Origin of the sequence: Alloalcanivorax xenomutans (genome assembly GCF_900217905.1) — a bacterium.
GTDB lineage: Bacteria > Pseudomonadota > Gammaproteobacteria > Pseudomonadales > Alcanivoracaceae > Alloalcanivorax > Alloalcanivorax xenomutans.
In genome coordinates this window covers 1-26,580 of the sequence record NZ_OBMO01000026.1, presented here as the reverse complement: position 1 = coordinate 26,580, position 26,580 = coordinate 1, and the positions used below count along the sequence as shown (strand labels likewise).

At 58.3% G+C, this 26,580-nt stretch carries 28 protein-coding genes; 23 read left to right on the top strand and 5 right to left on the bottom strand.

Going from position 1 to position 26,580, the window contains the following annotated elements:
- Window positions 1-157 precede the first annotated feature (157 nt).
- Both rpmB and rpmG read left to right on the top strand, forming a co-directional pair.
- On the top strand, window positions 158-394 hold the full coding sequence (gene rpmB / locus CRO06_RS17810) for a 50S ribosomal protein L28 (protein WP_014992560.1): 237 nt from the start codon (window positions 158-160) through the stop codon (window positions 392-394).
- A gap of 11 nt (window positions 395-405) precedes the next feature.
- Window positions 406-573, top strand: coding sequence for a 50S ribosomal protein L33 (gene rpmG / locus CRO06_RS17805; protein ID WP_014992561.1), 168 nt, complete (start codon window positions 406-408; stop codon window positions 571-573).
- 297 nt (window positions 574-870) lie between these two features.
- Here the strand turns inward: rpmG and CRO06_RS17800 are convergent, their stop codons facing one another.
- Both CRO06_RS17800 and CRO06_RS17795 read right to left on the bottom strand, forming a co-directional pair.
- Window positions 871-1,116 carry a type II toxin-antitoxin system RelE/ParE family toxin gene (locus CRO06_RS17800; RefSeq protein WP_218839901.1) on the bottom strand — a complete coding sequence of 82 codons (246 nt, stop codon included), beginning with the start codon at window positions 1,114-1,116 and terminating at the stop codon, window positions 871-873.
- 34 nt (window positions 1,117-1,150) lie between these two features.
- The gene (locus CRO06_RS17795) at window positions 1,151-1,423 is read right to left on the bottom strand and encodes a CopG family ribbon-helix-helix protein (protein WP_080530172.1); all 273 of its coding nucleotides are present in this window, start codon (window positions 1,421-1,423) and stop codon (window positions 1,151-1,153) included.
- 632 nt (window positions 1,424-2,055) lie between these two features.
- Between CRO06_RS17795 and CRO06_RS17790 the strand changes: the two genes are divergently transcribed.
- The 11 genes from CRO06_RS17790 (at window position 2,056) to CRO06_RS17735 (ending at window position 13,754) form a co-directional block, all read left to right on the top strand.
- Window positions 2,056-2,298, top strand: coding sequence for a hypothetical protein (locus CRO06_RS17790; protein WP_097059036.1), 243 nt, complete (start codon window positions 2,056-2,058; stop codon window positions 2,296-2,298).
- A 41-nt stretch (window positions 2,299-2,339) separates the two neighbouring features.
- Window positions 2,340-2,783 carry a TadE/TadG family type IV pilus assembly protein gene (locus CRO06_RS17785; RefSeq protein ID WP_342352133.1) on the top strand — a complete coding sequence of 148 codons (444 nt, stop codon included), beginning with the start codon at window positions 2,340-2,342 and terminating at the stop codon, window positions 2,781-2,783.
- 45 nt (window positions 2,784-2,828) lie between these two features.
- A complete protein-coding gene (cpaB, locus tag CRO06_RS17780; RefSeq protein WP_097059034.1) occupies window positions 2,829-3,740 on the top strand; it encodes a Flp pilus assembly protein CpaB in 912 nt (303 codons plus the stop codon).
- Window positions 3,730-4,902 (top strand): type II and III secretion system protein family protein, encoded by a 1,173-nt coding sequence (locus CRO06_RS17775; RefSeq protein WP_236564070.1) that lies wholly within the window; start codon window positions 3,730-3,732, stop codon window positions 4,900-4,902. The genes cpaB and CRO06_RS17775 overlap by 11 nt, the downstream gene beginning before the upstream one ends.
- A 5-nt stretch (window positions 4,903-4,907) precedes the next feature.
- The gene (locus CRO06_RS17770) at window positions 4,908-6,098 is read left to right on the top strand and encodes a CpaE/TadZ family protein (RefSeq protein ID WP_097059033.1); all 1,191 of its coding nucleotides are present in this window, start codon (window positions 4,908-4,910) and stop codon (window positions 6,096-6,098) included.
- Window positions 6,099-6,107: 9 nt separating this feature from the next.
- Window positions 6,108-7,280, top strand: a complete 1,173-nt coding sequence (locus tag CRO06_RS17765) for a TadA family conjugal transfer-associated ATPase (RefSeq protein ID WP_097059032.1) — start codon at window positions 6,108-6,110, stop codon at window positions 7,278-7,280.
- Entirely contained in the window at window positions 7,267-8,187 is a 921-nt protein-coding gene (locus tag CRO06_RS17760; protein ID WP_097059031.1) for a type II secretion system F family protein, read from the top strand. The genes CRO06_RS17765 and CRO06_RS17760 overlap by 14 nt, the downstream gene beginning before the upstream one ends.
- Complete coding sequence (locus tag CRO06_RS17755; RefSeq protein WP_236564071.1) at window positions 8,180-9,052, top strand: type II secretion system F family protein; 873 nt, start codon at window positions 8,180-8,182, stop codon at window positions 9,050-9,052. The genes CRO06_RS17760 and CRO06_RS17755 overlap by 8 nt, the downstream gene beginning before the upstream one ends.
- 52 nt (window positions 9,053-9,104) lie before the next feature.
- Window positions 9,105-9,779, top strand: coding sequence for a tetratricopeptide repeat protein (locus CRO06_RS17750; protein WP_055099426.1), 675 nt, complete (start codon window positions 9,105-9,107; stop codon window positions 9,777-9,779).
- A gap of 290 nt (window positions 9,780-10,069) precedes the next feature.
- On the top strand, window positions 10,070-11,818 hold the full coding sequence (locus CRO06_RS17740) for a pilus assembly protein TadG-related protein (protein ID WP_179746643.1): 1,749 nt from the start codon (window positions 10,070-10,072) through the stop codon (window positions 11,816-11,818).
- Window positions 11,819-11,864: 46 nt separating this feature from the next.
- Window positions 11,865-13,754, top strand: coding sequence for a Tad domain-containing protein (locus tag CRO06_RS17735; protein ID WP_097059028.1), 1,890 nt, complete (start codon window positions 11,865-11,867; stop codon window positions 13,752-13,754).
- 21 nt (window positions 13,755-13,775) lie between these two features.
- Here CRO06_RS17735 and CRO06_RS17730 read toward each other — a convergent pair whose 3' ends face one another.
- Window positions 13,776-14,558, bottom strand: coding sequence for an IclR family transcriptional regulator domain-containing protein (locus CRO06_RS17730; RefSeq protein ID WP_097059027.1), 783 nt, complete (start codon window positions 14,556-14,558; stop codon window positions 13,776-13,778).
- A 167-nt stretch (window positions 14,559-14,725) separates the two neighbouring features.
- On the opposite strand from CRO06_RS17730, the gene CRO06_RS17725 reads away from it, so the two are divergent.
- The 7 genes from CRO06_RS17725 (at window position 14,726) to CRO06_RS17695 (ending at window position 20,706) form a co-directional block, all read left to right on the top strand.
- Complete coding sequence (locus CRO06_RS17725) at window positions 14,726-15,847, top strand: C4-dicarboxylate TRAP transporter substrate-binding protein (RefSeq protein WP_097059026.1); 1,122 nt, start codon at window positions 14,726-14,728, stop codon at window positions 15,845-15,847.
- Between the two features lie 177 nt (window positions 15,848-16,024).
- The gene (locus CRO06_RS17720) at window positions 16,025-17,212 is read left to right on the top strand and encodes a CaiB/BaiF CoA transferase family protein (RefSeq protein ID WP_097059025.1); all 1,188 of its coding nucleotides are present in this window, start codon (window positions 16,025-16,027) and stop codon (window positions 17,210-17,212) included.
- A 20-nt stretch (window positions 17,213-17,232) separates the two neighbouring features.
- A complete protein-coding gene (locus tag CRO06_RS17715) occupies window positions 17,233-18,231 on the top strand; it encodes an NADPH:quinone oxidoreductase family protein (RefSeq protein ID WP_097059024.1) in 999 nt (332 codons plus the stop codon).
- A gap of 9 nt (window positions 18,232-18,240) precedes the next feature.
- A complete protein-coding gene (locus tag CRO06_RS17710) occupies window positions 18,241-18,741 on the top strand; it encodes a TRAP transporter small permease (protein ID WP_051414264.1) in 501 nt (166 codons plus the stop codon).
- Complete coding sequence (locus CRO06_RS17705; RefSeq protein ID WP_097059023.1) at window positions 18,738-20,045, top strand: TRAP transporter large permease; 1,308 nt, start codon at window positions 18,738-18,740, stop codon at window positions 20,043-20,045. The genes CRO06_RS17710 and CRO06_RS17705 overlap by 4 nt, the downstream gene beginning before the upstream one ends.
- A gap of 74 nt (window positions 20,046-20,119) precedes the next feature.
- Window positions 20,120-20,329: a type II toxin-antitoxin system VapB family antitoxin gene (locus CRO06_RS17700; protein WP_022996546.1), complete on the top strand. Its 210-nt coding sequence runs from the start codon at window positions 20,120-20,122 to the stop codon at window positions 20,327-20,329.
- Window positions 20,326-20,706 carry a type II toxin-antitoxin system VapC family toxin gene (locus CRO06_RS17695; protein ID WP_022996545.1) on the top strand — a complete coding sequence of 127 codons (381 nt, stop codon included), beginning with the start codon at window positions 20,326-20,328 and terminating at the stop codon, window positions 20,704-20,706. The genes CRO06_RS17700 and CRO06_RS17695 overlap by 4 nt, the downstream gene beginning before the upstream one ends.
- A 137-nt stretch (window positions 20,707-20,843) precedes the next feature.
- On the opposite strand, the gene CRO06_RS17690 is transcribed toward CRO06_RS17695, so the two are convergent.
- Together CRO06_RS17690 and CRO06_RS17685 are read right to left on the bottom strand one after the other, a co-directional pair.
- Window positions 20,844-22,046 carry a DesA family fatty acid desaturase gene (locus CRO06_RS17690; RefSeq protein WP_097059022.1) on the bottom strand — a complete coding sequence of 401 codons (1,203 nt, stop codon included), beginning with the start codon at window positions 22,044-22,046 and terminating at the stop codon, window positions 20,844-20,846.
- A 72-nt stretch (window positions 22,047-22,118) separates the two neighbouring features.
- Window positions 22,119-24,128: a hydantoinase/oxoprolinase family protein gene (locus tag CRO06_RS17685; protein ID WP_179746639.1), complete on the bottom strand. Its 2,010-nt coding sequence runs from the start codon at window positions 24,126-24,128 to the stop codon at window positions 22,119-22,121.
- A gap of 220 nt (window positions 24,129-24,348) precedes the next feature.
- Here CRO06_RS17685 and mutM point away from each other — a divergent pair, with 220 nt between their 5' ends.
- The 3 genes from mutM (at window position 24,349) to CRO06_RS17670 (ending at window position 26,397) form a co-directional block, all read left to right on the top strand.
- Window positions 24,349-25,158 (top strand): bifunctional DNA-formamidopyrimidine glycosylase/DNA-(apurinic or apyrimidinic site) lyase, encoded by an 810-nt coding sequence (mutM, locus tag CRO06_RS17680; protein ID WP_022996542.1) that lies wholly within the window; start codon window positions 24,349-24,351, stop codon window positions 25,156-25,158.
- Between the two features lie 308 nt (window positions 25,159-25,466).
- The gene (locus CRO06_RS17675) at window positions 25,467-25,817 is read left to right on the top strand and encodes a hypothetical protein (protein WP_022996541.1); all 351 of its coding nucleotides are present in this window, start codon (window positions 25,467-25,469) and stop codon (window positions 25,815-25,817) included.
- A 37-nt stretch (window positions 25,818-25,854) separates the two neighbouring features.
- Window positions 25,855-26,397 carry an outer membrane beta-barrel protein gene (locus CRO06_RS17670; RefSeq protein ID WP_051414266.1) on the top strand — a complete coding sequence of 181 codons (543 nt, stop codon included), beginning with the start codon at window positions 25,855-25,857 and terminating at the stop codon, window positions 26,395-26,397.
- The last annotated feature ends 183 nt before the right edge of the window (window positions 26,398-26,580 follow it).

The window sequence follows — 26,580 nt, the reverse complement described above, 5'->3', positions numbered from 1 at the left end:
TGGGAGCTGCCCTGGCGGCGAATACCGGTCCCGCCAGACCTCCCCCGTCCACCGCCATCGACGCTTTCCGCTTGATCCCAGGGGCGGCGTCTGGTATAAAACGCGGCCTTATTCCGGGGCTGCCCCGCCCCTATGTGATCATCACGGGAGCAAGATCATGTCCAAGGTTTGCCAGGTGACCGGCAAGCGCCCGGTAACGGGCCACAACGTGTCCCACTCGAACATCAAGACCAAGCGTCGATTCGAACCGAATTTGCACTACCACCGTTTCTGGGTGGAAAGTGAAAAGCGCTTTGTGCGTCTGCGCGTATCCTCCAAAGGCATGCGCATCATCGATAAGAAGGGTATCGACTCAGTACTGACCGATATCCGTGCCCGCGGCATTCGAGTTTAAGGAGCTGACCCATGGCCGGTCCGGTTCGTGAAAAGATTCGTCTGGTGTCCTCTGAAGGCACCGGTCACTTCTATACCACCACCAAAAACAAGCGTCTCCATCCGGAAAAGATGGAAACCAAAAAGTTTGATCCGGTGGTACGCAAGCACGTGATGTACAAGGAAGCGAAGATCAAGTAACGCTTCCCCAGCCTGGCACGGGGCGAACAAATAAAGGCCTGGTGGCACAAGCCGCCTGGCCTTTTGTTGTGCCCGCCAATCCGCCCTTTCCCGCAAAACCAACGACAAGCCGTTATTTCTGTGGGAGCTTGCCTGCAAGCGAATAGGGCAACGCCAGAGGCCTGAATTCGCCAGCAGGCTGGCTCCCACAGCTTTACTACAGAGCCGCTGTGGGAGCTTTTCCGGGCGGCGGGCCGCTGCAAGCGAATGGCCAATGGCCCAGAGGCATTCGCGGCCAAGGCCGCTTCCCACAGCGGCTTAATAACCCGCCTCCTTCTGATGCCGGAATACCAAAACATAGACGGTATCGTCGGCGGGTTCAAAGCGGTACAGCGCGATATAACCAGAATCTCCGAAAGGAATCACCAACTCACGCAATACAGGAATCGCTTCGTCCGGGCGGCCAACGGTGGGAGTTGATTCCAGTAGCAAAAAGTGCTGCTCAATGACCTGTTCGGCGCGCCGGGCCGCCTCGGGAGCCTTGTCAAACAGGATCGGCGGCACCTCGCCGGGCCTTGAGTTGCTCGGGCAGTAACGACTATTCGTGGCACTCGGGAGTATCCTGTTCATTGTCAGTGCCCCAGGTCTTCAACCAGTCACGAACTTCCTGCCCCGTCAGATGCTGTCCTGTTTCCTGATAGGCTTGCCAGGAGGCCAGCGCTTCTTGCCGAAAGCTTTCGCGTGCTTCCTCCCGTTCAACATACTGCTGAATAGCCTCCAGCATGAGCCAGTGGGCCGAACGGCGCCGTTGATTGGCAAGGTGCTGGACGCGGCTTTTCAGTTCGTCGTCGATCTTCAGGGACGTTGCCATGATGGACCCTCGTATCAATAAGTAATACCTGGTGAGAAACTGGCCTCCACCTGATCAAATGTCCAGTCCCCGATCACGGCCGGGCGCGATTCAAGCTGCCTCATCCCAACCTTCCCATCAGTAGGTTGAAGCTCAAAATATCACCGCATATTCATTGTCCGGGAATAAAACTGAAACCCGGCCGGCGCCTTTCCGTCCTTAAAATTCGCCCTTATGCAATCTTATGTAACGCTTTGTACGATGCCTGCACTCATGTGATCTGCGCCTCAGCATGATTTTACATATTGGATATAGGAAATGTGACTGAGCGCACTTTTTCATAATGCCAAAATGACATTATTTCTTTCGGGATCAGGTTTTTGCACACTCAAAACAACTCAGTGCGTATTCGAGAAATGTAAAATGCCAACGGGGAGGTGCCAAGGGAATCGGGGGCTAAGCAAAACCACTTATCGCATGCCACCGGCCGATTATCTTAAGAGCAGATCTGTAAGTGATTGAAATTGCTACGTGTATTTACGCAGTATGCACAAAGTAGAACTTGTGACGAACGTCACACCGCATCTACGATTAAAACTGAAAGGTGCCCCTGTCTGGGGGGTAATTAAAAAGCCGCAAGGGAGCGCTTTAAAATGAAACTGATCCAATCCATTAATACCGCCACTCAATTCCTGATGGCGCGTCTCTTTTCCCAAATGCCAACCCGTAGTAACCGCCAGCGTGGGGCTAGTGCGTTGGAATATATCGTGCTCGCTGCCGCAATTATCATCATCGTTGGTTTGTTAGCCGCCAGTGGTGCTGGAGATAAATTGATTGAGGTCTTCGAGGGTCTTTTTGACGACGCCGCTGGCGTTAGCGGGCCTGCAGCAGGTTGATCTTCAGGTAAATTCGTTGTTGCAGGGCTTGAGGCTGAGTCATGAGATCTCGTGAAGACGGGGCGATAACATTGGAGTTCATAATGTTGTTTCCCGTGATTGTAGCCATGCTCTACGCGGCCGGAATCTATGGCGTTACGTTTTTCGCCAAGTACCAGATTCAGGACGTAGCTGATCGAGCCGTTACATCGGGTTTATATGTGGATCGCTCAGCCTTCGCCGCCGCCGATATTTCGGCGGCGGTGGCGGCCAGGGCGAGTGCCACTCTTGAAGGCCTGAAAAATAATTTGCCAGAAAGCTGGCGAGGACGGCTCGAAGGTGGCTGCGCTACAGAAAGCATCAGTGGTATTGAGGTTGTTCGATGCTCTTTGACCTATCCGAATTTTAAGACAAATCCGATCGCGCCAGGCTTGAGCTTTGGATGGTTGGGAACGTTTCCGCCCTTACCGGATGCGTTGAGTGTAGAAGCCAGGGCTGCATTCTGACCGCGAGCCAGTAGCCCTGAATAAAGGACTATCCCGGAGGGGGATATGGGAACTCGAGTGTTATACGCGCTGCCGGCGCTATTGCTGGCGGCTCTGGCGCTTATCCTCGCAGTGGTGGGGTTGAGCCGTGATCCGGAACCAGCCCCGGTGCCCGTCACCGTGCAGCAAGGCGACCAGGCAAGAACAAAAGCAGCGGCACACCGCTATTGGGTGGTAACCCGGGGCGTGCCGGCCGGTGAGCCTTTGACTCAGGACATGTTGGCGGAAGTCACCTCGGAGTCCCCGTTGCCGGATGGTATGTCGGCGGAGCAGTCATTGGTGGGGCAGGCGTTGGTACAGGATGTGCGTGCCGGAGAATTGCTGACCAAGCGCCACCTGGAAGGTGGTGGTCGCCCGTTACCTGATGCGGTGCCGGAAGGCTTCCGGGCAATCGCTCTCCCAGTGGACAACGTCGTTGGCGCTGGTGGTTTGCTGCAACCGGGCGACCGGGTTGACGTGATCTCCGCGTTCACCCGGACGGAAGGAAAGAAAGGGCCGGCCGCCATGGTGGTCCAGAAAGATCTTGAGGTATTGGCGGTACATGGCAATCTGGCTGGCAGAGTGCCGGCCGATGACGAGGACCGGCGCCGAAATGCCAATAACACCGTTGTCCTGGCAGTGCCGGAAGAGAAAATACCCAGTCTGTTGTTGGCCTCGACTCAAAGCACTCTGCGCTTGTCCGTTCATGGTTCCGGTGTTCGCGTGATTGAAGAATCGGAAGTGGTCGAAGAGCCGGAAACACCGACAGAGGAGGGGCAGGTGCTCGCGGAGGCGGCGGAACCGGCCAAGCCTTTCTACCTGGAAGACTTTTTCCCCAAAGAAGAGAAGCCTGTGAGCGCGCCGGTTGTGCGCCGTTCCCCGGGACACCGGGTGCAGGTATTCGAAGGATCCGAAGCGAGGAGCACCTATGTACGTTAAATACGGGCTGCGCCTGCTGCTGGGCGGGCTGATGATGCTGGTGACTATTCTGGCACACGCGGAAGGAGAACTCCCTGCATCCACCTCGCTGGCGCCGGGTGATCAGAAGGTGCTGGTTTTTCCGGAGCAGGTTACCAAGGTGGCGACATCCGATCCCGAGGTGGCAACGCTGACAGTGAGCGGCCCCCAGGAATTGCTGCTCACCGCCAAACAGGAAGGATCGGCGGAGATCACAGTCTGGTTGCGTGGAAACAGCAAGCCTTTGCGCAGTGTGGTGGTGGTCGCGACCACCCAGGGGGCGGCACTGCCTTTCGGTACTCAGGTACAGACCGATGTCCGTGTTCTGGAAGTGAACCGGTCTGAGTTGAACAGCCTGGGAGTGTACTACGCCAATCTGTTCAATGGCGGAGATACCGCCATTGGGGTGGCGCCTCCCGGCCAGGGTTTTCGAGGGTTTGGTAGTGCATCATCCGCTCAGGACGCGCTGAGTTCCGACGGTTTCAGTTTGTTCCGTATCGGTAGCAACTCCCTCACCATTATCAATGCCCTCGAGTCCGGTGGCTTCGCGTACACGCTGGCCGAACCGTCGCTGACCAGTCTGAGCGGTCAGAGTGCCTCTTTCCTGGCTGGTGGGGAATTTCCTGTGCCCACACGCAGTGATAATACTGGTGTGCAGATTGAGTATAAGGAATTCGGGGTGGGTGTAACGTTGACGCCGACGGTGATCAGCGGTGAGCAGATCATCCTCAAGGTGGCGCCGGAAGTGAGTGAACTGGATTATTCCGTCGGTGTGCAAACCGGTGGCGTTCAGGTTCCGGGCTTGCGCCTCCGTCGCTCCGAAACCACGGTATCATTGGCACCAGGGGAGACTTTCATCATCAGCGGACTGGTCAGCCGCAGCACCATCAACAGCAGTGACCGTATCCCCGGGTTGGGTAACATTCCGGTACTGGGTGCTTTCTTCCGGTCCAGCCGTATTTCCCGTGATGATAAAGAGCTGGTGATGGTGGTGACCCCGCACCTGGTGACGCCGCGCAAGCCGTCGGATCCTCCCTTGGTGATGCCGGGGGTCGGGTATCGTGAAAGCAGTACGGGCTGGTTCGATATGGCCACGGAACCGCGCCGGGGTTCCCGGCCCATTCGTCATGGAGTGAGCTGGTGAGTGCTATGGCGGATAATGAAATCATTCTCTCGGTTATTGATGACGACAGCCTGCGCACCTGGCTGGACCGGGTGGTGGATAACTCCTTTCGTATGGAATTCGTTGGTCGCTCCGATGTAGGCAGAGTCCTGCGCTTACTGGAGGCCACCACCGCCCACGTGGTTCTGGTGGAAGTCAGCGAAGAGGAATTGAATCAATCGCTGGCCATCATAACCGCGCTGACCAGCGCACGCCCCTGGCTGACCGTCATTACCGTTTGCGCGCGCTCCAATCAGGAGCTGTTGCTGCAAAGCATGCGGGCCGGAGCCCGGGACTGTCTTGTCGCCGGTCACGATGCCACCGAGGTAAGGGATAGACTGAGACGTCACCAGTTAGTGCGCAGTGGGCATTATGACGATGAAAACCGGTCCACCACCGGCAATCTGATTCTGGTGACCGGCGCGGAGGCGTCGGTCGATACCCGCTTTCTGACCCAGAACCTGGCTATCGAATTAAGCCGGCAAAACCCGCAGGGCCGCACCCTTGCCATTGATACTCAATCCGAACGTGGCTGTTTTTACCTGGACAGCCATAGCCAATACACCTTGGAAAACCTGTTGGCCAGTCCGGAAACCCTGGATGAGACGCTGATCAATACCGCATTGGAGGAGTATCGTCCGGGGCTGCGTCTTCTGGCCGGCGGTAAAGCCGAGAGCCATCTGGGTGGAGATCGCAGTGCGGATCTGTTTATCGCCTTGAACGGGCTGATGCAGATGTTCGACCGCATCGTCGTCAATATTGGCAATTTGCATAGCGAACACTGGGTGCGTGCCCTTGGCGTCCACACACAACATCTCCTCGTGGCGATTCATCCACTCGTTGATCATGCGCATGCGGCACGTGAATTGGTTGGTGACTGGCGTTCGCATATTGGCAATCAGGGACAGATGAAGATCGTTGTTGATGGCTATGTGAACGGCGTGCCGCCGTCTTCCGAGGAACTTGCCGATACCGCTGGCGCGGCACTTGCAGGCGTGTTGCCAATGGAGTGGAAGTACCGGGTTCTGGCCATTAATTCCGGCCAGACCATGCAGGACCAGGCCCCTCGTTCCCCCTATTGCCGCCAGATCGGTGGCCTGTTATCCAGGCTTGGGGAGCGCGGTGCAACACAAAGCAAAGGCGCCGGATGGTTTCGCCGGATTGCCTCCAAGGGTTAGGAGTAGAGTGTGACGGGGCGCATCGATCAGGAGTATCAGACGCTTAAGGACCACACTCATCGGTGGGTGGTGGAGCGTCTTGACGAGGCCGGTATCGAGGTTGGGCGTGCCTCGAGAGAACGCTTGAATGATTTCGTCAGGGGGCAGGTTTCTCAATACATTTCTCAGAATCGCGTGCCGCTTTCCACTCAGGATCTGAATCAGCTGATCCGGGATACACTGGATGAAGTGACGGGCTTCGGGCCGTTGGAGCCGCTTCTGGCGGACGAGCGGATCAACGATATTCTGGTGAACGGCCCCAATCAGGTTTTCGTCGAAATTGCAGGGGTTTTGCAGCACGCTCGAGTCCGTTTTATCAACGACGAGCATATACTTCGGATCATCCGTCGCATGTTGGCCCCTTTGGGCCGGCGTCTGGATGAAGCCAGCCCGATGGTGGATGCGCGTCTTCCGGATGGTTCACGTGTTAACGCGGTGATTCCTCCGCTGGCCCTGGAAGGGGCCACACTCAGCATTCGTAAATTTACCGGAAATCATCTTAGCGCCAAGGACCTTATTGCACGTGGCTCAATGACGGAAGCGTGTCTTGATGTGTTGGTTCGCGCGGTGGAATCCCGACGCAATATCATTGTCAGCGGAGGGACGGGTACCGGGAAGACCACAATGCTCAATCTCATCAGTCAGTATATTCCGCGAGAGGAGCGAGTGCTGACCATTGAGGACTCCGCCGAGCTGGTTCTGCACCATCCCCATGTGGTGCGTCTCGAAACCCGTCCTGCCAATACCGAAGGCAAGGGCCGGATTACTGCAAGGGACCTGGTCATCAACGCGCTGCGGATGCGACCGGATCGGATCATTCTGGGCGAGGTCCGGTCGGGGGAAATTATCGAGCTGCTGCAGGCCATGAACACCGGCCACGAAGGTTCCATGAGCACCATCCATGCCAACAGCACGCGTGATGCCCTTGTTCGTATCGAAACCTTGCTGGCGGTCAATGGCTACGATGCCAGTGAGAAAGCCATTGGCCGTCTGATTGGCTCCGCCCTGGACATTATTATTCAACTGGTCCGGATGCCAGACGGGCGTCGCCGGGTGTCTGATGTGGTGGCTTTGGCGCCGACCGCTGACAACCCATACAACATGGACTACCTCTATCGGAGTGAAGACCATGAATACGCTTAACTGGCTGGTCGCCTCCCAAATCCTGGCATTCCTTGCCGTCGCGACGGTGGTGTTGCAATGGTTGTGGTTCAATCTTCGACAGCAACGTCAGGTCAAGGACGCGGTTGAGCGGCGTCTGGCACTTGGTACTGAAAATGGTTCGGCACCGCCTGTGGACCAAGTGCTTAGTGGTAAGTTAGAACGTCTTCTGGTCCCTGCGGGCATTCGCCTCTCGGATAGCCAGGTGATGGTTGTCGGTGCCTTTCTGATCGTGCTTGTTGTCGCAATATTCCTTCTCCAAGGGCCGGTAGCAGCGCTGGTTGCGATGGCTTTGGTTGTGATGACGTTGCTCGTTTACTGGAAGTTTCGTTTTGAGCAACAGCGGCGTCGTATCAATGAAGAGTTACCGGGAATTATGGAAACGGCGTTGAGGTATATGGATGCGGGGCGGTCTCTGGAGCAGTCTCTGGTGGAGTCATTCCGTGAGGCTCATCCGGTTTTCGATCCCCTGGCGTTCAGGCTTCGTAGTGCCGTGGAGGCGGGACGGGATTACACGTCCCTCTTTGAAGATTTTTCTTCATTGTACAAAATCCCATCTCTGATCCTGGTGTCCATCGCGCTTAGGACCTCAGCTCGATTCGGCTCGTCGATCCGACCGATCATGCAGCAGGTGGCTGGCTCCCTAAGATCGCAGCAGGAATTGCGTCGTGAGTTCATGGCCGCCACTTCCGAAACGCGATTTACAGCAGGTGCCTTCGCCATTATTCCAATGGGGCTGGCGGCTTACATGATCCTGATGAATGAGAGCTACTCGGAGGTGCTGTTAAAAACAAGTACGGGCCATACCATGCTGGTGGTAGCAGGCGTCCTTCAGGGGTTGGGAATTCTCGTCATTCTGAAAATGATTCAGGGGGTGGGGCGTGTATAACGGTTGGCTTATATCTTCCGCCGTGGTTGCCATCGTTGCCGGTGGTTGGGTGATCCTGAAAAGTCGGGAGTGGGAAAGCCGAGCCCGTATTAGTGATCGCATGCGATCCTCGCCGGATAGCGCGGAAGAACCTGTATCCCGCAGTGCTCTGGAGCGGCTGGCATGGCGTTTTGCACATTCTTCTCTGACACGGGACGACTTCATAGAAATTCAGCAGGCAATGGCAGCGACAGGAAGAAGCAATGCCAGCGCGCAGTTGATGTACCTTCTGTACTGCTGGCTGATCCCCGCCGGCGTTATCCTGTTGGGTTTCATTTTTCTCGGGTTGCTTGGAGGAATGCTTTGTGCTGCCGCGGCGTTTATTTTGCCGAGAAGGATTATTCGCGGTATCGGCCAATCAGCGGAAAAACAACAGAATCGGGAAGCTGTTGAGCTGTGCCACATGACAAGGATGTTGATGGAGGCCGGGCTTTCCCTGGAGCGTGTGATGCGGATGATAGCTGCTCAGGCCCGCCCATTAATGCCGAAGCTGATTCTCCGAATTGATCGTTTTAATCGCTTGATGGAATCCGGTGCGGAACGTAACCAGGCGTTGGATGAGCTGGGCGAGAACCGCAAGATTCCAGTGCTGAGAAGCTATGTTTTGCTCATGAAGCAAAGCAGTCAGTTGGGAGCAGGGGTGTCCTCCAGTCTGGAGCAGATTATTCAGGAAGCAAGGGACGTCGAACGCTCCAAGCTGAAGGAAGAAACCAATCGAATTGGCGCTAAGATCACGGTGGTCATGATGGTTTTCATGCTGCCAGCATTGTTCATCATTATCGGCGGGCCGGCGGTGATTTCCATCGCCGACGCCCTTTCTCGCTAGCCGAAATATAAAGAGAGAAACTGCAATGTGTAACAGCAGATGGAAAGAAGGGATGCATAAAGCGGTGGGGATCGCGGCGGTAGCATTACTTGCCGCGGGGTGCGCCAGCAAGCCGGTATCAAAACCCGTCACGGCGTCGGACCGGGTTGATTTGGATCGGATCAGCTGTAACGAAGTGGTGCAGCCGGAGCAACAGGTTCAGATTGAGATGATCGACTCTCTGATGTCACGGGACCGTGATCACGCGGCCTTGGCGAAAATCGAGGATCAGCCTCTGAGTACCGTGGAGCATTGGCTCCGGTACGGTCAGCTCAAGGCGGCCACCGGGCAGCTTGATGATGCTCAAGCCATCTTTGAAGTGCTGGTTGATAAGTGCGGCACAGGGGAGAGTCACCATGGTCTCGGCATGGTGCTTCTGAAGAAAGATGATGTTCTGGCTTCGCTCGATCACCTGAAAGTGGCGCGGGAGAGGGCCCCGGCATCCTCCCAGGTCCGTAATGATTACGGATATGTGTTGATGTTGGTGGGGCACTATAAAGAAGCGGCTTATGAGTTGAGAACCGCCATGGAACTGGCGAACGGGCAAGGCCCGGTGCGGCAAAATCTGGCGGTCGCTTTCCTGTTGACGGATGACGAAGACGGCCTGCGCTGGATGAAGAAGGAATACGATTTCAATGCGGACGAGTTGGCCTATGCGAAACAGCTGGCCGGTCACTTTGTGAGGTAAAGATATGAAACTGATTTTGGCGTCTCTGATCCTGGTGCCCGCGCTAGCTGGTGCGGACGGTGTCAGTCCTGAAGGTAAACACTATCCTTCTGGTATGAGTGGTGATCTCCAGGGCCAATCCTCCAGGACGTATACGCGCTCAATGTTGAACGAACAGGCCCGTAGCGGTGGTGCGGAAAGTAGCGAAATAGCCGCCCCGGTCTATGTGGATTCACAACGCCGGTTGGCCGAGTCTTTCCGGCACCCCATCCCTGACAGCTTTGGAGAGCAAACTCGCGGAGAGAATTGACATGAAACGTCAGCGTGGAGCACTCACGGTTATCACGCCGTTGATTATCATCTTGATAGTTCTGTTTTCCGCGTTGGCGTTGGACGGCGCACGCCTTTATTCCGTACGTTCGCAAATGCAGAGCATCGCCAACGTCGCTGCCACGGCGGCCGCTGATGCTGCTCAGGCATGCTACGGCGGAGAAGTGAGCTCAACCAGTATCGAGGCGGTGGCCAAGGCAGTTGCTGATGAACACGGTATGGGCGAGCTTGGCGGCGTGCTTGTGGTTCAGCCGGGGGTTGTTGAACGAGGTGCCGATAACACGCTGGGCTTTCGCCAGGTCGACAGCCTCGTCAGCGAGAGCAATGCCGTGCGAGTCGAGTATTCTCTCCCGGATACACCCATATCCCGACTGATTCCGGGGTTGCTGGGTGACGTTGATCTGAAGCGTGTCGCGGTGGCGAAGAAAGAAGTTATCGCAACGGTGAGCGCCGCTGGGTCAACGGCGGTTGTCGGTGGTCCGGGCGGTAACGCCGGGTTGTTGGGCACGGTACTGGGGGGCTTGCTGGGCGTATCTGATTTTACTCTGGACGCCACCAGTATTGAGAGCCTGGCGGGAACCACATTTGCGCTTGGTGGCTTCCTGGAGTCCATCGGCGTGGCCGGTGGTTTGAGGGCGGTGGATGATCTTGTCGGTGCTGATGATATCCTTCAGGGGATTTTGGCAGGTTTGGATCCTGCCAGTGATGCGGCTGCCGTCGTTCAGGATATGTTGTCGGATGCGGGCCTCGTGGACACCAATGTGAGGCTGGATCAGGTTATTAAGCTGATAACGGATGTGCAGTATCCAGATCAGACCCCTGTTCCCGTGTATGACACCGTTGTGGCGCTGGCTCTGAATCTTCTTGATGGCGTCACTTCAATTCCTGTTGATGCCAATATCAACGTGCTTGGTATAGCCAGTGCCGACTTGTCGCTGGTAGTGGATAAGCCGCCAACGGTGGTGGTGGGGCCGGCGCGAACGGATGCTCAAGGCATGCCACTGGTGGAGTTTGAGGCTGCCGATATAACGCTTGCTCTTCTGGTTGAGGCAGATCTTCTTGGTATTGCTAAAGTGGAGGTTCCCCTGGCGGTTGAGACGGGAGGGGGATCTGGTTTTCTTGAATATGCGGATTGTGCATCCGGCGCAAGTAATAACGTTCTTTTTACGTTGAACATGCAGCCCAAAGTGGCCACCGTCTCGACAGGGGTGATTACACCGTCCGGCAGCTTGGAAGTTAAAGGCATTAGCGCTGAGTTGCTGCCCGCCTTGAAGGATATTTTGGCCAGTATCGTTATTGAGGCGACTATTGAGGAGCTGAAAGTTGGTTCCGCCGTCAACTCGATCAGAACGCTTGATTATGACCTTTATGAGAGGCAGGCAAACAGTGTGACAGTGGGGGGAGGCACGGACTTGCACCTCAGTAGCGGGGACTTCGATATTTTGAAGGTTACAGTGCCGCCACCCAAGGACTGTGGCCTTTTAGGCCTGGGTTGCCTTCTTAGTGATCTCCTCGAGCCTATTCTTGGTGTCGTAACCGGTGCAGTGGACGAGCTGCTTAAATCCGGTGTAATTGATCTGGTAGGTAACATTCTGACCATGATTCTTGAGCCGCTCCTGAATGCTCTGGGGCTTCACCTCGGAGGCATGACGGTAAGCGTAACAAGCGCGGATCAGGGCGCCGTGACGTTGTTGGATTGTGGCACTGGGGCGTGCGATTTAATTCAGTGATCACATTGGTCATCGATTGATTTACTTTGGGTTGTGAGTTCGCAGTATGAAACGTCAGGCCGGCGCCTTGAGCGTCGTTACCCCGCTTTTGGTTATCGTAATTCTGATTCTATCGACCTTGGCTCTCGACGGCGCAAGGTTGTTCTCTCTGAGGAAAGACCTTCAGGCGCAGGCGAATCTCGCCGCCACAGCCGCGGTAGGTAAGGCAAACACGTGTGGGGGCGATGCCGCAGAGGAGATGGTCAGCCGGGCTCGAGCAGCGATGCTGTTACAGGCTGATGCCCAAGGGCTTGATGGAAAAACCCAGAGCATTTCTGTTCAGGAGGGAATCATCACCGCCCGGGATGGAAAAGTTCTGAGCTTCGAACCCGCCGATAACTTTCTGATGACGAACGGTGTCGCGGTTGAAATAAAACGGGTAGAGCCAATAAGCAGACTTCTTCCTGAATCCGTGCTCGGATCAGTAACTCTGACCGCTTCAGCGGCAGCTCAGAAAGAAGTGTACGCCACTTTCTATACGGAATCGTTCACCGCGGAACTTTCCACCGCCAAATCGCCGCTTCTGGAGCCGATATTCCGGTACGTCCTTGGTGATAGCCAGTTGACGCTGAAAGCGCTGTCATTGGAACAGCTGGCGCATACCGTCATTGATCTTGAGAGCTTGCTTCACCATCTCACCACCGAAATGCCGGTGCTTGGTGATCTGGGGCTTGGTGAGATTCTTGGATCGGATATTCCCGCCCATGTTGTTGTTGGGGCGCTGAAAAGTGTTGATGGGCTTACGTCCGATACTCTGGCCATGTTGGATGAGATCATCGCCGCCCCGGGTATCCATACCAATATCAAATTAGAGGATGTTGTTGGTGTGCTTGGCAATGGTGCCGTGGATGCGGGTGCAAAAATCCCCCTTCTTGAGGCGCTTAGCGGCATCGTGCTGGACCTGGCTAACCGGCCTCCGTTCAATGGTGTGATCGAGGTGGATCTGGAAGGGCTTCTGGGGCCTCTGGGTTTGGATGAGAACCTGGAAGTAAAGCTTGAGATCGAGCTTGAGAACACCCCCAAGCCCATTATCGCGCCAGCAAGAATGGTCCAGGGCGACAACGGCACGGAATGGATAGGGTCGCTGGTGGGCGCGGATATTATTTTGCGTCTGGTGCTATACATGAACATCGGCGCCGCGGAATTCAGTGGCTTGAAGCTCTCTGTTCCGCTGGAACTTCGGACGGGGGCCACCACGGCACGATTGGTTGGGGCGGATTGTGCCGCCGGGTCGGTTAATACGGTAAACTTCGACTTCGAAGTGGAGCGGTCGGTACTGTCCCTGGAAACCATCCACGATGGTAAGTACGACGGCATTGAAGTGGGTGTCCTGGTGGCGGACGAAGAGCCCGAGGGCGTCTGTTTCCCGGCTATTGCCAAGGCCTTTTGTCCGGTATATCGGGAAGGCGTGACCTGGACACACAAGTACACTGGGCTGCTGGGAACTAAGTACGGGGACTGCTGCTACCCACCAGTTAAAGCATGCGGGAAAGGGTTGGTGGATGTCCGCATAAGCTCGACGCCGGTTACTGGCGAGGCGGTGCCGACAAGCATGTTGTATTTCGATGACTTGCCACTTGATGCTTTTGAGGCGACCTCCGAAGAGGTGTCAGGCGACACAGGTTCGGTACTGAGAAAAAGTGTTACCAACCTGCTTGATGGTATTAGTGTGGATCATGCCAGTGTTGCCTGTATTCCTCTGGATGGGCTTCTGAATGGCCTTGTCGATGTAATTACACCGGTGCTGGACGGTTTACTGGTGCCGCTGTCGGACTATCTTCTGGGGCCACTGCTGGAGGCGTTGGGTGTCAACCTGGGAACCGCGACGGTGCACGTCATCGCCGCGGAACAGCCCGCAGTCAAACTGCTGCAATACTGTGGTCCGGAAGGCTGTTGAAACTGAGGCGCGGCGGACTGGTCAACCGCCGTGCCGCAACTCCCCATTAATCTTCTCCGCCGTCTTCTGAAGCTCAGGCAGTAACCGCTCAATCATACCCTCCTCATTGGCCTTACTCGGCGCCAAAGTGAGGTTGATCGCGGCGATGGTTTTGTTTTCCCTGTTCTTGATCGGCACGGAGATGCCGAACATACCCTCCTCCAGTTCCCGGTCAACGATGGACCAGCCCTTGGCGCCGTCTTCCTGGATCGCTCGCTTGAGTTCTGCTTTGTCGGTGATGGTGAAGCGGGTGTAGGGAGTGAGTTCCAGGTTGTTGAGGTAGTGGTCGAGTTCTTCGGGGGGCAAGTCGGCCAGTTGGATCCGCCCCAGAGAGACTACGTGCGCGGGCAGTGTGCTGCCCACGTTGAGGGTGCTTTTGAGCAGTTTGCGGGTGGGGACCCGCATCACATAGTAGATGTCATAGCCTTCCAGTACCGCGATGGAGCAGGATTCCTGAACGGTTTGCACCAGTTCTTCCATGTAACTCTGGGCGAAGGACCAGATCTCCATTGAGGAGAGATAGGAGAAACCCAGGTTCAGCATGCGGGGGGTGAGCCAGAACTGCTTGCCGTCGGTGTTGGCGTAGCCCAGGGCGGTGAGGGTGTGCAGCAGGCGTCTGGCGCTGGCCCGGGAGATGTCGGCTCGCCGGGCGACATCGGATAAGGACTGCCTGGCGGCCCCTTCACCGAAGGTGGTGATCACCTTCAAACCCCGCATGAATCCGCTGACCAGCAGGGAGCCATCCCGTTCTCCGTGTTCCGCCATCCGTACCACTCCGTGCAAAGACGTTTTGACATTAACGAAAGGTTGGTCTTATCGTGTTGGCGTTCTTTTAGAGAACACAATGTGCGCATAGCGAACAATAATCAAAATAGGGTTGGAAGACAACCCTAAACTCGGAGAAGGCTCCGAGAGAGCCCGGAGAGAGTTTCATGGCTAACAACAACAGCAACCCATTGATATCCGTGTTACTCGGCGGCCTGGCCGTCGTGGCGTCCCTGATGCCGGCGCTGGCATCCGCGCGAGATCTTACCTATGCAAGTTATCTGCCGCCGCATCATCCCACCAGTGAAGGGATTAATGCCTTCATGGAGGCGGCGAAGGAACAGTCCGGTGGCGATGTCGCCTTCAAATTCTTTCCTTCCGGGGCGGCGGCCTCGGGCAAGGAGATGCTGTCGGCGGTGAGCGACGGCATGATCGATGGCGGTTTCCTGGTGACCGTTTATTTCCCTACTTCCGTGCCGGCGAACATGATCATCAGTGATTTGTCGTTCTGGGATCAGGACTCGCTGGCTGCGTCCGCCGCGTCGGTGGACACCATTCTCAACGACTGCCCGCAATGCCTTGAGGAGTACAAGGAGCACGGCGTGCGTTTTCTTGCCAGTTACGCCACGCCGCCTTACCAGGCCATGTGCAAGGACCGGTTCGATGATGGCTTCGAGGCCGAAGGCAAACGCATGCGCGTGGCTGGTGAAGAGATCGGCCGCTGGGTGTCGGGCATCGAGGGCATTCCGGTCAACATTCCCAACAGCGAATCCTACGAGGCCATGGAACGCAGCCAACTGGACTGTGTCATCGGCGCCACCAGCTGGTTGAAGTCCCTGTCGTTGATGGAAGTGGCCAACAGCGTCGTCGAGCTGCCCATGGGCGCCTTTCTTGGCGGCTCATTGCTGAACGTGCGCGAATCCGTCTGGGAGGATCTGGATGAGAAAGGGCGCCGGGCATTAATCGATGCGGCGCCGGTAGGGCTCGCGCGTACTTTGTACGCGTATCAGCAGGAAGAACAGGATGTACGAAAGCTGGCGCGGGAACAGGGTATCAACTTCGTTGAAGTGTCCGATGCGCTCAAACAGCGTCGGGAGGCATTCATGCAGTCCCAGATCGAGCAATCGGCTAAAAATGCCGCCGAGCGTGGTGTCGAGAATCCGGAAAAGATTGTCGAGAGTTTCATCAGGAATCTGGAGAAGTGGGAAAAGCTGCTCGAAGGCAAGCAACTCACCGAGCAACAGTACGCCGAGTTGTTGAAAACCGAAATCTACGACAAGGCGTTTTGATGGACCGTGCCGGTTCAGGGCTCTAATGGTTGCTACAAGGCCGCTGTGGGAGCTTGCCTGCAAGCGAATTGGGTCTGTCGGGCGTCTTTCGCCAGCAGGCTGGCCGCCACAGCGGCTTGGTAGCTTGTTCCATGAGAACTGCACCGGATTTTTTTCACTTCACAGGTTATTTGATTGATGAACGCAGCGACAGCGCAGTTTAAGCCGTTTGAGGGGGTCCGGGTCCTGGATATGAGCCAGGGACTGGCCGGGCCCTATGCGGCGCAGATGCTTCTGATGATGGGTGCCACGGTAGTGAAAGTAGAGCCTCCCCAGGGCGATTGGGGCCGGGTAATGGGATTGGCGCGTAACGGGCACAGTGCGTTGAGTGTGATCGCCAACTGGGGCAAGAAAGGCATTTGCGTGGATGCCCGCAACGAACAGGGCCGGGAGGTAATCAAGCGCCTGGTCGGTTGTTCGGACCTGGTGATGGAAAGCTTCCGGCCCGGTGTCATGGAGAAGCTCGGGCTGGGGTATGACGTGCTGAAATCCCTGAATCCAGGCATTGTGCTCGGTTCCATCTCCGGTTTCGGGCGCAGCGGGCCCCACGCGCTGCGGGCCGGCTCGGACAGTATTCTTCAGGCCGCCACCGGTATGGCGGCCATGAACGGCACTGACGAAGGTGCTCCCCGGCGGGTCGGCATGCTGGCGGTGGACATGATCACCGGTTTGTACGCCGGCTACGCGTTGTCCGCGGCGATCCATGAGCAACGTGCTTCCGGTGTCGGCCGGCATCTGGATCTGTCACTGCTTGGCGCCTCGATGGCTTTTCAGGCCATGCCCATGGTGGAGTCCTTTCTGCAGGGTGGTGAAAAAAGAAAACCGGTGACGGTGCCCTCGGGCAACTTCGACGCCGCCGATGGCCAGCTTTCGGTGGTGTGTTTACGCAATGAGATGTTCCACGCCCTGGCAAAGGCGCTCGGCCATGAAGAATGGACAACCGACCCGCGTTTTGCCGATAACGAGGCGCGCCAGCGTAACGTGGATACCTTGCATGATCTTCTGGCGGGCATCTTCCCGACACAATCCCGGGAATACTGGATCAACCGGCTCAATCAGGCGGGCGTGCTTTGCGGGCCGGTGAACAGCTACTCGTCGTTGCGTGAGGATGCCCAGGTGGAGGCCCTGCGTTTGTTGGCGGATGTGGATCATCCGGACTTCGGCGCTTTTCCTTTCCCGGCGTTTCCGGGGGCGCAGAGGGCGGCGGACGAGTTGCCGCCGGCGCCGGCTTTGGGGCAACACACCGTGGATGCCCTGCGAGGCGCGGGCTTCGCCGAGGCGGAGATCCACAACTTGCTGTCATCCGGTGCCTGCATGCAGGCGTGACAAAGAATAAGGAGCAGGTGATGCGAGCAGTGCTTTGTGACCGGTTCGGGTCTTATCAGGACCTGGTGTTATCCGAGGTGCCGAGTCCGGCGTTGGCGGAGGGCAGCGTGCGTATCGCCGTGCACTTCGCCAGCGTCAGTTACGCCATCTCCCTGATGGTGGCGGGGACCTATCAGCGCAAAATGACGCCGCCTTTTGTTCCCGGCACGGAAGTCTCCGGTGTTATTACCGAATGCGGCCCCGGCGTTAACGATCTGAAAGTAGGGGATCGGGTAGCGGCCATTGTCGATTGCGGCGCCTTTTCCGAAGAAGTGGTGATCGACCGGGCCACTGTTTACCCGGTCCCGGAGTCGGTGCCGTTGGAACAGGCGGTGGCCTTGCCCTTGTCGTTCGGCACCGCGACCACGGCGCTGAAGCGGGCCGGCGAACTGGCCGATAAAACCGTTTTGGTCACTGGCGCGGGCGGGGCTCTTGGGCAGGCCGCCGTGCAGGTGGCGTCCCTGCTTGGTGCCCGGGTGATCGCCATGGCCAGTTCACCGGAGAAACTGGGCGCGGCTTTGAAGGTGGGTGCCTCGGAAGGGATCGATTATTCCACCGGGGATGTGGTGAAGAAGGTCAAGTCGCTGACGGAAGGCCGGGGCGCCGATGTGGTGTTCGATCCGGTGGGTGGCGAGGTGTTCGCGTCGCTGATTCGGGCCACGGCGGTGGAAGGCACCATTTTGTCCCTGGGTTTTGCCAGCGGCAAGATACCCGCCGCGCCGGTGAATCTGTTGTTGGTGAAGAACATCGGTTTACTGGGAGTGAATTTTTCCGAGTACGTGGGTTGGGGAAAAGAAGACCGGCGTCATCAATTTTCCGATGAAATCCAGTCGATGATGCGCTGGCTGTTCCAGTCCGCGGCGGAAGGAAAAATAAGGCTCGCCACGCCCGAGCTGTTCCGTTTCGAGCAGGTGACGGAGGCCATCGACCAGGTGGTTCAGCGCCGTGCCGTGGGCAAGGTGGCGTTACGTATTCGATGAGGTTGGGTTATGAACCGGCTAATAAAAAAGACAAAGAATCTGGCCACCAATGTGGTCGGCGCGATGATCGTTTTGATGATGGTGCACGTTACCGCCGAAGTGCTGCTGAGGCTGCTGTTCGGCATGCACATTCCCGGAACCATGGAGGTCGTTGCTTACTACTACATGGTGGCGGCGGTCTTCATCGGTATTTTCATCTGCGTCGTTGAGGACAGTCACATCCGGGTGGATGTGCTGGTTCAGCATTTCAGCAAGCGTATGCGATCCGCCACGGACATCTTCGGGCTGCTGGTAATGACGCTGTACTTCGCTCTGTTCTCCTACGGTTTGTACCTGCAGGCGGTTAAAAGCTGGGGGCGCCGGGAAGGGGTGGACGCGGTGTTTTTTGAACTGTCGATCTGGCCGTCCCGTTGGATTGCCTGGGCGGGCGTTTTCATGGCCGCCCTGGCGGCGGTGTATCTTCTGATCCGTTTGTTGCGCGGAAAGTCCCGGCGGGAGGTTTCGTCATGAGCGCGGTGCAGATCGGGTTCGCTTGTATCGCCTTACTGCTGGTGCTGTTGGCACTGCGCGTGCCGATCGGGGTGTCACTTGGGGTGAGTGCCTTTACCGGGCTGCTCTCCCTCCGTGGCCTGGATGCGGCGTTCGCTCTGATGGGGTCCACCACTTTTCAGTTCATCGCCCATTGGTCGTTGACCGCCATTCCCATGTTTATCCTGATGGGCGCGATTGCCTTCCATACCGGTTTGACGCGAACCTTGTTCGATGCGGGCAAGGCCTGGCTGGGTTTTCTGCCGGGCGGGTTGGCGATCGCCACCAATGTTTCCAGTGCCGGTTTTGCCGCCGCCAGCGGTTCCAGCGTGGCGATGGCCGGTGCCATGTCCCGTCTTGCCGTGCCGGAAATGCTGAGGGCCAGGTACAATCCTGGTCTGGCCACCGGGGTGGTGGCGGCTTCCGGGACGCTGGGGGCGTTTATTCCTCCGAGTATTCCTTTTGTACTTTATGCCGTGTTCATGGAGGCGTCCGTCGGGCAGCTGTTGATGGCGGGGATTATTCCCGGCCTGCTGACCATGCTGGCTTATGCCGTGCTGATCGTCACCCGGGTAAAACTGAATCCGGATCTGGCGCCGAGGACTACGCAGGCTTATTCCAATCGGGACCGGTGGCTGTTGCTGCTCAAGTCCTGGCCATTGCCGGTGATCGTCGCCGGTGTTGTCGGCGGGTTGTATACCGGAACGGTAACGGCCACCGAAGCGGGCGCCTTTGGTGCTTTCGTGGCGATTGCGGCCGCGCTGATTCAGGGCTCCTTCAGTTGGACGGCGATGCAGCAGGCGGTATCGGAAACCGTCACCAGCACGGCGTCGATTTTTCTGATCGCCATCGGCGCGGTGTTGTTCAGTCGTATGCTGACACTCAGCCAGATTCCCATGAACATCGGTGTCTGGGTGGAAGATTACGCGGTGGCGCTGTGGATGTTCCTGCTGGCGGTCACGGTGTTCTATATCGTTCTGGGTATGTTCCTGGATCCCATTGGTCTGATGCTGGTGACCCTGCCGGTGCTGGCGCCTTTCGTCATCGCGTTCGATATCGACGTGATCTGGTTTGGTGTGCTGGTGGTGAAGTTCATCGAGATCGGTTTGCTGACACCGCCGATTGGATTGAATCTGTTCGTGGTCAGCGCCGGTGTGGGGGACAAGGTGCCGTTTGGTCAGGTGGTACGAGGCACGGTGTGGTTCCTGGCCGCGGAAGCGGTGGTGCTGATTCTGCTGATGGCGTTCCCGCAGTTGTCCCTGCTGTTGCCATCGCTGATGTACTAGTTGGGATGACGCTATATTGACGAGATGCTGTATTTGATGCATTGTGGCATCAATAATGATGATGAAGGGTCGGTATGCGTACCACAATTACGATTGACGATGCTCTCTACGAGCAGGCATTGGAGCTGGCTGACTCAGGCTTGGATAAACCCGCGGATATTCTTCGGGAGGCCGTCAAAACCTATGTTCGGGTCCAAGCCGCGCGCCGCCTGGCCGCTTTGGGAGGAGCGTCACCTGATATGGCGGATATCCCGCGGCGGCGTGAGGAGCCGTTGCAGGAATGAACGTTTTGGTGGATACCTCGGTATGGGTGGCGCACTTCAGAGAAAAAAATGAGGCGCTGATTAATCTGATAGAAATGGATCGCGCCATGGTGCATCCCATGGTCTTGGGCGAGCTTGCCTGCGGGACTCCGCCTGAACCTCGGCAACGAACTTTGGGTTACATTGGTTTATTGCGGCTGAGTAATCAGGCCAGCCTTAAGGAGGTCATGACGTTCGTTGAGCAAGAACGCTTATACGGGCGAGGTTGTGGTTTGGTGGATATGATGTTGCTCGCTTCAACCGTCATCACTCCCGAAGGGAGGCTTTGGACGTTGGATAAACGCTTGGCTGGATTGGCGGATGAGTTCGACGTGGCGTACCAGCCGCATATGCATTAGGCAGAACCGCGAACGGAAACTTAGAGCTTTCTTTCTACAAGGCCGCTGTGGGAGCTTGCTTGCAGGCGAATTTGAGACCCAATTCGCCAGCAGGCTGGCTCCCACAGCGGCTCCGAGGATCCGGCTGTGGGAAATGATCAGGCCCGGGCCGGTTGGGGCTGGTAGCCTTTCAGGGCGGTGACAAAATCCTGCAGAGCGTGAATGCCGGACTCCTCGGCTTCGCGGCACCATTGTTTCAAGGCATCCAGCATTTCCGCGGAATTGCGGCTGGTCTGGCCCCAGATTTCCTGCAGGCGCAGGCGGTATTCGTAGATGGTGGCCAGCGTGTGGTTGTGTTCGGTCAGCCGCTCCAGGCGTTGCTGATGACGCGGCTTGAAGAAACGCTGATCGCGGTACAGCAGGGCCCGGGCGCGACGATAGAAACCACGGGTGGCCTCGCAGGCGCGGGCTTGCTCCTGCTGGAACACCGGCTTGATCACCGTGCGGCGGTAATGGGCCATTACCTGAAAACGGTGTTGCACCAAAGCGCGCAGGGTATCCAGATCCACGCTGGGGCGGGCGGTGGCCAGCACCGGTTTCGGCGCCAGCTTTTTCACTTTGGCCAGGCCCAGCATTTCGAACAGGCGGATCCAGGCCCAGCCCATATCGAACTCGAACCGGCGTACCGACAGCTTGGCGGAGCTGGGGTAGGTGTGGTGATTGTTATGCAGCTCTTCGCCGCCAATCAGAATACCCCACGGCAGAATGTTGCGTGAGGCGTCCTTGCATTCGAAGTTGCGGTAGCCCCAGTAGTGGCCGATGCCGTTGATCACGCCAGCGGCGAACAGCGGAATCCACATCATCTGCACCGCCCAGATGGTCACACCGGCGAAGCCGAACAGAACCACGTTGGTCAGTGCCATCAACACAATGCCGAGCATGGGGAAGCGGCTGTAGACGTTGCGCTCGATCCAGTCATCCGGGCAGCCGGCGCCGTACTTGTCCAGGGTTTCCTGGTTCAGCGCTTCGGCCTGGTAGAGCTCCGCGCCTTCGCGCAGTACTTTGCGGATGCCAAGTACCTGCGGGCTGTGCGGGTCTTCCTCGCTATCGCAGTGGGCGTGATGCTTGCGATGAATGGCGGTCCAGGCGCGGGTGTTCATGCCCGTGGTCAACCACAGCCAGAAACGGAAGAAGTGTTTCAGCACCGGGTTCAATTCCAGCGCGCGGTGGGCGGAATAGCGGTGCAGATAGACGGTGACGCTGACGATGGTCACATGGGTCAGGGCCAGGGTGATCAGCACCAGGCTCCAGGGGCCCAGGGCCAGCAGGCCCTCGGACAGAAACATCAGGATGGTGTGCATAATAATCCGGCTTGCGGCGGTAGTAGTCCGTTAGAAAGCGAATGTGGCCGATTCGTTCCTTGATATACGGCTTTATAAAGAGGTAAGCAATAAATGGGCCGATGGATGCACCCGGGCCTGCCAATCAGCTTCTATATAGATGGTGCCTACCGGTTCAAAGATCAATGCGGGGCCGTAGATTACCTGATCGGCTCCTAATTCGTCCCGTCGGTATACAGGAATTTTGGTTTTGTTTCCTTCTGCGTTTGGCGCGGCGCTTTTATCACCAACGGAACCGTAAACCGGAGCCTCCCAGGCTGGCGACCCCTCGCCCCGAGGCGCCTGGCCCGGCGAGGGCGGCCGCGCCTCGGCCAGGCACCGGACCCGCAGGTTCACCCGCCGCACCGGCAATGACAGCCGGTGACCATAGCGCTGTTCGTGCAGATCGTGGAAGGCAGCTTCGCTTTGAGCGGGATCTTCTCCCTGCCAGGGCAGGGTCAGCACGGAGGACTGGCCCTGATAGCACAGGTCCAGGCCGGTTTCGGTGCGGATCCGGTCGGCTTCGATGCCTTCCGCTTCCAGTTCCGCCCGGGCCTGGCGCTCCAGTTCCCGAGCCAGAGTCAGAATATGCGCGGCCTCGGCATCCGCCGGCAGCGCCTGGATGCGTTCACGCTGGCGCGGCGCGTAGACCAGCCCCTCCGCCGACAGCACGCCGGCACGTACCGGCACCACCGCTTGGTGCATGCCGAGGTTGGCGGCCAGGGCGCACACATGCAGGCCGCCGGCGCCACCAAAACTCACCAGCGTGAAGTCCCGCGGGTCAAAGCCCTTCTGGATCGATATCACCCGCAGCGCCTGGCTCATATGCTCATTGGCCAGATCGATGATGCCTTGCGCGGCCTGGGGAATAGGCATGCCGAGGCGTTCCGCCACGCGGGCAACGGCGTCGTGGGCCTTGGCCGGGTCCAGACGCAGGTTGCCGCCCAGGGCGAATTCCGGCTGCAGGCGGCCCAGCACCAGATTGGCGTCGGTGACCGTGGCTTGGGTGCCGCCCTGGCCGTAGCAGGCGGGGCCGGGGCTGGCGCCGGCGGATTCCGGTCCCACGTGCAGCAGGCCGGCGTCATCCACCTGGGCCAGGGAGCCGCCGCCGGCCCCAATGGTGTGCATGTCAACCATGGGAACCGCCACTGGATAAGGCCCGATGCGCCCCTGGCGGGTCAGCCGGATGTCGCCGTCCAGCAGCGCCACGTCGGTGGAGGTACCGCCCATATCGAAGGTCATCAGATGATCGCGGCCCAGGGCCTGCCCCAGACGGCGGGCAGCGTTGAGACCGCCGGCGGGCCCGGACAGCAGCAGGTTCACCGCCCTTTCGGCGGCTTGGTCAGCGGCGATGGTGCCGCCGTTGGACTGCATGATGGTCAGTGGCGCCGGGGTGGTGTGCTGTTTCAGCCGCGCCAGATAATCCGCCATGCGGGGAGAGAGCCAGGCGTTCAGCCAGGTGGCCATGCCGCGCTCGTACTCGCCACGGGTGGGCAGGATGTCGCTGGAGAGGCTGACCGGATAGCCGGCCTGCCGGAGCGCCTTGCCGAGCCGTTGTTCCGCCGCGGGATCCAGGTAGCTGAACAACAGGTTTATGGCCACGGATTCCGGGTCATGGCGGCGAACCGCTTCCACCGTTTGCCGGATCGTCTCTTCGGTGAGCGGGATCAGGATGTCTCCCTGGGCGTCCAGGCGGGTATCGACGCCGATCACTGGAGTGTCGTGCAGGGCGGTGTGGGTGGGCAGCGGCCGCAGGTTGTATAACTCGGGCCGGTTCTGGCGGCCAATGAGCAGCAGATCCTCTATGCCGGAGTTAGTAATCACTACCGTTTTGGCGCCTTTGTTTTCAAGGGCCGCGTTGGTGGCCACGGTGCTGCCATGGACGATGACCAACTCCCCCAGGGCCAAGGCCCCGGAGAGTCCCATGTCCTCGATGCCCCGCAGGATGGCCCGCTCCGGGGCCGCCGGCGTGGACAGTACTTTATGGATGCGCGGTTGCTCGCCGCCCAGCAGAACGAAATCGGTGAAAGTGCCGCCGGTGTCCACGCCTAGCCAGTACTGCATCGTTGCCCCGCTTGTGCTTAACCCCTTTACCGCCTGCGCAAGGACGGTGCCGCGGGTATCATAACCGTCCTGGCCGCGGGCTGCCCATTGCCGCTGTATTCGCGAGCAAGCTCGCTTCCCACAGGGGGGCTACAAGCTCCCACAGCGGCTTCGTGGCGTAGTCTGTGGGAGCCAGCCTGCTGGCGAATCCTGTCCTGACCCATATTCCAAGGAGCCGTTAATGCCCGAATTACCCGAAGTGGAAACCACGCGGCGGGGGATCGAGCCGCATTTGACCGGACGCCGTCTGCGCTCGGTGACCGTGCGCGAGCCGCGGCTGCGCTGGCCCGTGGACGAGCGGGTGGCGGCGTTGCGGGATCGGCCGGTGCTGGCGGTGCGGCGGCGTGCCAAGTATTTGCTGCTGGACCTGGATGGCCTGCATCTGGGGGTGCATCTGGGTATGTCCGGAACACTGCGGGTGGTGCCGGAGGCGGCGCCGCTGCGCAAGCATGATCATGTGGATCTGGTGCTCGATTCCGGGCAGCTATTGCGCTTCAACGACCCCCGCCGGTTCGGCGCGGTGCTCTATCTGCCGGACCTGGAGCAACACCCGTTGTTCACCGGCCTCGGCCCCGAACCGCTGGATGCGGCCTTCACCGGAGAATGGCTGCACCGGCGCAGCCGTGGGCGTAAGGCCTCGGTGAAGACGTTCATCATGGATAACGCCACGGTGGTGGGTGTTGGCAACATTTACGCGCAAGAGAGCCTGTTTTTGGCGGGCATTCACCCCTCCCGGCCGGCGGGACGCATCAGCCTGGGCCGCTATCAGCTTCTGGCGGAAGCCATCCGGGAAGTTCTGGCGCGGGCCATCGAGGCTGGCGGCACCACGTTGCGGGACTTCACCCGGGTTGACGGTCAGCCCGGCTACTTCGCCCAGGAATTACGGGTCTATGGTCGAGCGGGGGAGCCTTGCCGGCAGTGCGGAACGCCGCTGCGGGGCGGGCGCCACGGTCAGCGCAGTACCGTGTATTGTCCCCACTGCCAGCGTTGAGGCGGGCTCAAGCGTTTTCTGGGCTCAGTGTGCTATCGTATTGTTTCTCTACGAATAAAGATTTAGATTGTGAACCAGTAGTCAGCACGACTGCTGAATTGGGGTAACAATGCCCCGGCGACTCAGCAAAAGGGGGGAGCCCGGACCATCTTCTTGTGTGTGGGGGTTGAACCTGTGGGGGGTGAGTCGCCGCTCCCGCGGTCGAGGGACGGCCGCGGGGGCTCCTATTCAAAAGGCCGGGTCAAGACGGTTGGGACTGCCCGGCCAATCCTGCTATCCAACGAGAACCTGTCGAAGAGGGACTCACAATGAAGCGAGCCCTGCGCCTGCTGGCGGCCGCCACCATCATCTGCACCGTATCCCAAACCACACAGGCCCGTCCCATGGACGAAGACGCCGATCAGCCGTCGGCGCTGGCCATGTTCGGGGACGCCGTGATCGTCAGGCCGGTCATGGCCGTCGGCACGGTGGGCGGTCTGGCCGTATATACGGTAATGTTGCCGTTCTCCGTGCTCGGTGATAATGAAGGCGAAGCCGCCGAAGTGCTGGTGAAGAATCCCGCCCGCGCCACTTTTTTGCGTTGCCTGGGTTGCACGCCGACGCAACATGAGCGCAAACAGGCGGAGAAAAAAATACGAGAAGCCAATGCGGCGCAATAATCGCGCCGCTACCGATTGATCTTTCGAGGAGTCCGCTATGCAACGTTGCGTGGCTGCATTGGCCGCCGTGGCCATGGGCATGGGTGTATCCGTGGCGCACGGCGAAGCCTACGTATCCCTGGGATACGGATATCATGAACAGGATGACCGCTTTTTCGGCGACGACCGCTTCGAGACCGGTGACCTGATCGCCAAACTGGGCGGCCGTATCAACCGCTGGTTCGCGGTGGAGATGCGCGGCGGTTCCACGCTGAACAGCAACGAAGACCGTCTCAATGGAACTTCCGTGAAAGGCGAGTACCGTCAGAAGTATTTCTATGGCGCTTATGTGAAGCTGAGTGGTCCCAATGCCACCATGGCCACGCCGTATCTGATTGGCGGTTATACCGAAGGCAAGGAAGAAATGGACGTGGACGGCGGCGGCAAGGTCTCGGACAAATGGTATGACTCGTCCTACGGTCTGGGGATCGATTTCGGTGTCAGTGAGCGCTTCGACGTCAACGTGGAATACATGTTCTATCGTGACAAGGACAACGTCACCCTGAAAGGTCCCGCCCTGTCCGCTTCCTGGACATTCTGAATCGGTAATACGTAATCGCTCTCCCGCCAAGGGAGGACGAAGCCACCGTGGGAGCTTGCCTGCAAGCGAATCTTGGGGCCGGAAGCTCATTCGCTTGCAGGCAAGCTTGTATGTTGGCGTGGCAAGTCGATAGTAGGCAGAGAGACTTGTCGGGGTGGCGGGACCTAGGCAGCTTCTGACCCC

Bases quoted from the DNA above. Each gene is read 5' to 3' on its own strand.
- CRO06_RS17725 (WP_097059026.1), top strand. From the start codon at position 14,726: ATGGCTAACAACAACAGCAACCCATTGATATCCGTGTTACTCGGCGGC.
- CRO06_RS17720 (WP_097059025.1), top strand. From the start codon at position 16,025: ATGAACGCAGCGACAGCGCAGTTTAAGCCGTTTGAGGGGGTCCGGGTC.
- CRO06_RS17685 (WP_179746639.1), bottom strand. From the start codon at position 24,128: ATGCAGTACTGGCTAGGCGTGGACACCGGCGGCACTTTCACCGATTTC.
- CRO06_RS17760 (WP_097059031.1), top strand. From the start codon at position 7,267: ATGAATACGCTTAACTGGCTGGTCGCCTCCCAAATCCTGGCATTCCTT.
- CRO06_RS17795 (WP_080530172.1), bottom strand. From the start codon at position 1,423: ATGGCAACGTCCCTGAAGATCGACGACGAACTGAAAAGCCGCGTCCAG.
- cpaB (WP_097059034.1), top strand. From the start codon at position 2,829: ATGGGAACTCGAGTGTTATACGCGCTGCCGGCGCTATTGCTGGCGGCT.
- CRO06_RS17715 (WP_097059024.1), top strand. From the start codon at position 17,233: ATGCGAGCAGTGCTTTGTGACCGGTTCGGGTCTTATCAGGACCTGGTG.
- rpmB (WP_014992560.1), top strand. From the start codon at position 158: ATGTCCAAGGTTTGCCAGGTGACCGGCAAGCGCCCGGTAACGGGCCAC.
- CRO06_RS17670 (WP_051414266.1), top strand. From the start codon at position 25,855: ATGCAACGTTGCGTGGCTGCATTGGCCGCCGTGGCCATGGGCATGGGT.
- CRO06_RS17675 (WP_022996541.1), top strand. From the start codon at position 25,467: ATGAAGCGAGCCCTGCGCCTGCTGGCGGCCGCCACCATCATCTGCACC.
- CRO06_RS17750 (WP_055099426.1), top strand. From the start codon at position 9,105: ATGCATAAAGCGGTGGGGATCGCGGCGGTAGCATTACTTGCCGCGGGG.
- rpmG (WP_014992561.1), top strand. From the start codon at position 406: ATGGCCGGTCCGGTTCGTGAAAAGATTCGTCTGGTGTCCTCTGAAGGC.
- CRO06_RS17785 (WP_342352133.1), top strand. From the start codon at position 2,340: ATGAGATCTCGTGAAGACGGGGCGATAACATTGGAGTTCATAATGTTG.
- CRO06_RS17710 (WP_051414264.1), top strand. From the start codon at position 18,241: ATGAACCGGCTAATAAAAAAGACAAAGAATCTGGCCACCAATGTGGTC.
- CRO06_RS17705 (WP_097059023.1), top strand. From the start codon at position 18,738: ATGAGCGCGGTGCAGATCGGGTTCGCTTGTATCGCCTTACTGCTGGTG.
- CRO06_RS17690 (WP_097059022.1), bottom strand. From the start codon at position 22,046: ATGCACACCATCCTGATGTTTCTGTCCGAGGGCCTGCTGGCCCTGGGC.
- CRO06_RS17790 (WP_097059036.1), top strand. From the start codon at position 2,056: ATGAAACTGATCCAATCCATTAATACCGCCACTCAATTCCTGATGGCG.
- mutM (WP_022996542.1), top strand. From the start codon at position 24,349: ATGCCCGAATTACCCGAAGTGGAAACCACGCGGCGGGGGATCGAGCCG.
- CRO06_RS17770 (WP_097059033.1), top strand. From the start codon at position 4,908: ATGGCGGATAATGAAATCATTCTCTCGGTTATTGATGACGACAGCCTG.
- CRO06_RS17700 (WP_022996546.1), top strand. From the start codon at position 20,120: ATGCGTACCACAATTACGATTGACGATGCTCTCTACGAGCAGGCATTG.
- CRO06_RS17740 (WP_179746643.1), top strand. From the start codon at position 10,070: ATGAAACGTCAGCGTGGAGCACTCACGGTTATCACGCCGTTGATTATC.
- CRO06_RS17695 (WP_022996545.1), top strand. From the start codon at position 20,326: ATGAACGTTTTGGTGGATACCTCGGTATGGGTGGCGCACTTCAGAGAA.
- CRO06_RS17775 (WP_236564070.1), top strand. From the start codon at position 3,730: ATGTACGTTAAATACGGGCTGCGCCTGCTGCTGGGCGGGCTGATGATG.
- CRO06_RS17735 (WP_097059028.1), top strand. From the start codon at position 11,865: ATGAAACGTCAGGCCGGCGCCTTGAGCGTCGTTACCCCGCTTTTGGTT.
- CRO06_RS17730 (WP_097059027.1), bottom strand. From the start codon at position 14,558: ATGGCGGAACACGGAGAACGGGATGGCTCCCTGCTGGTCAGCGGATTC.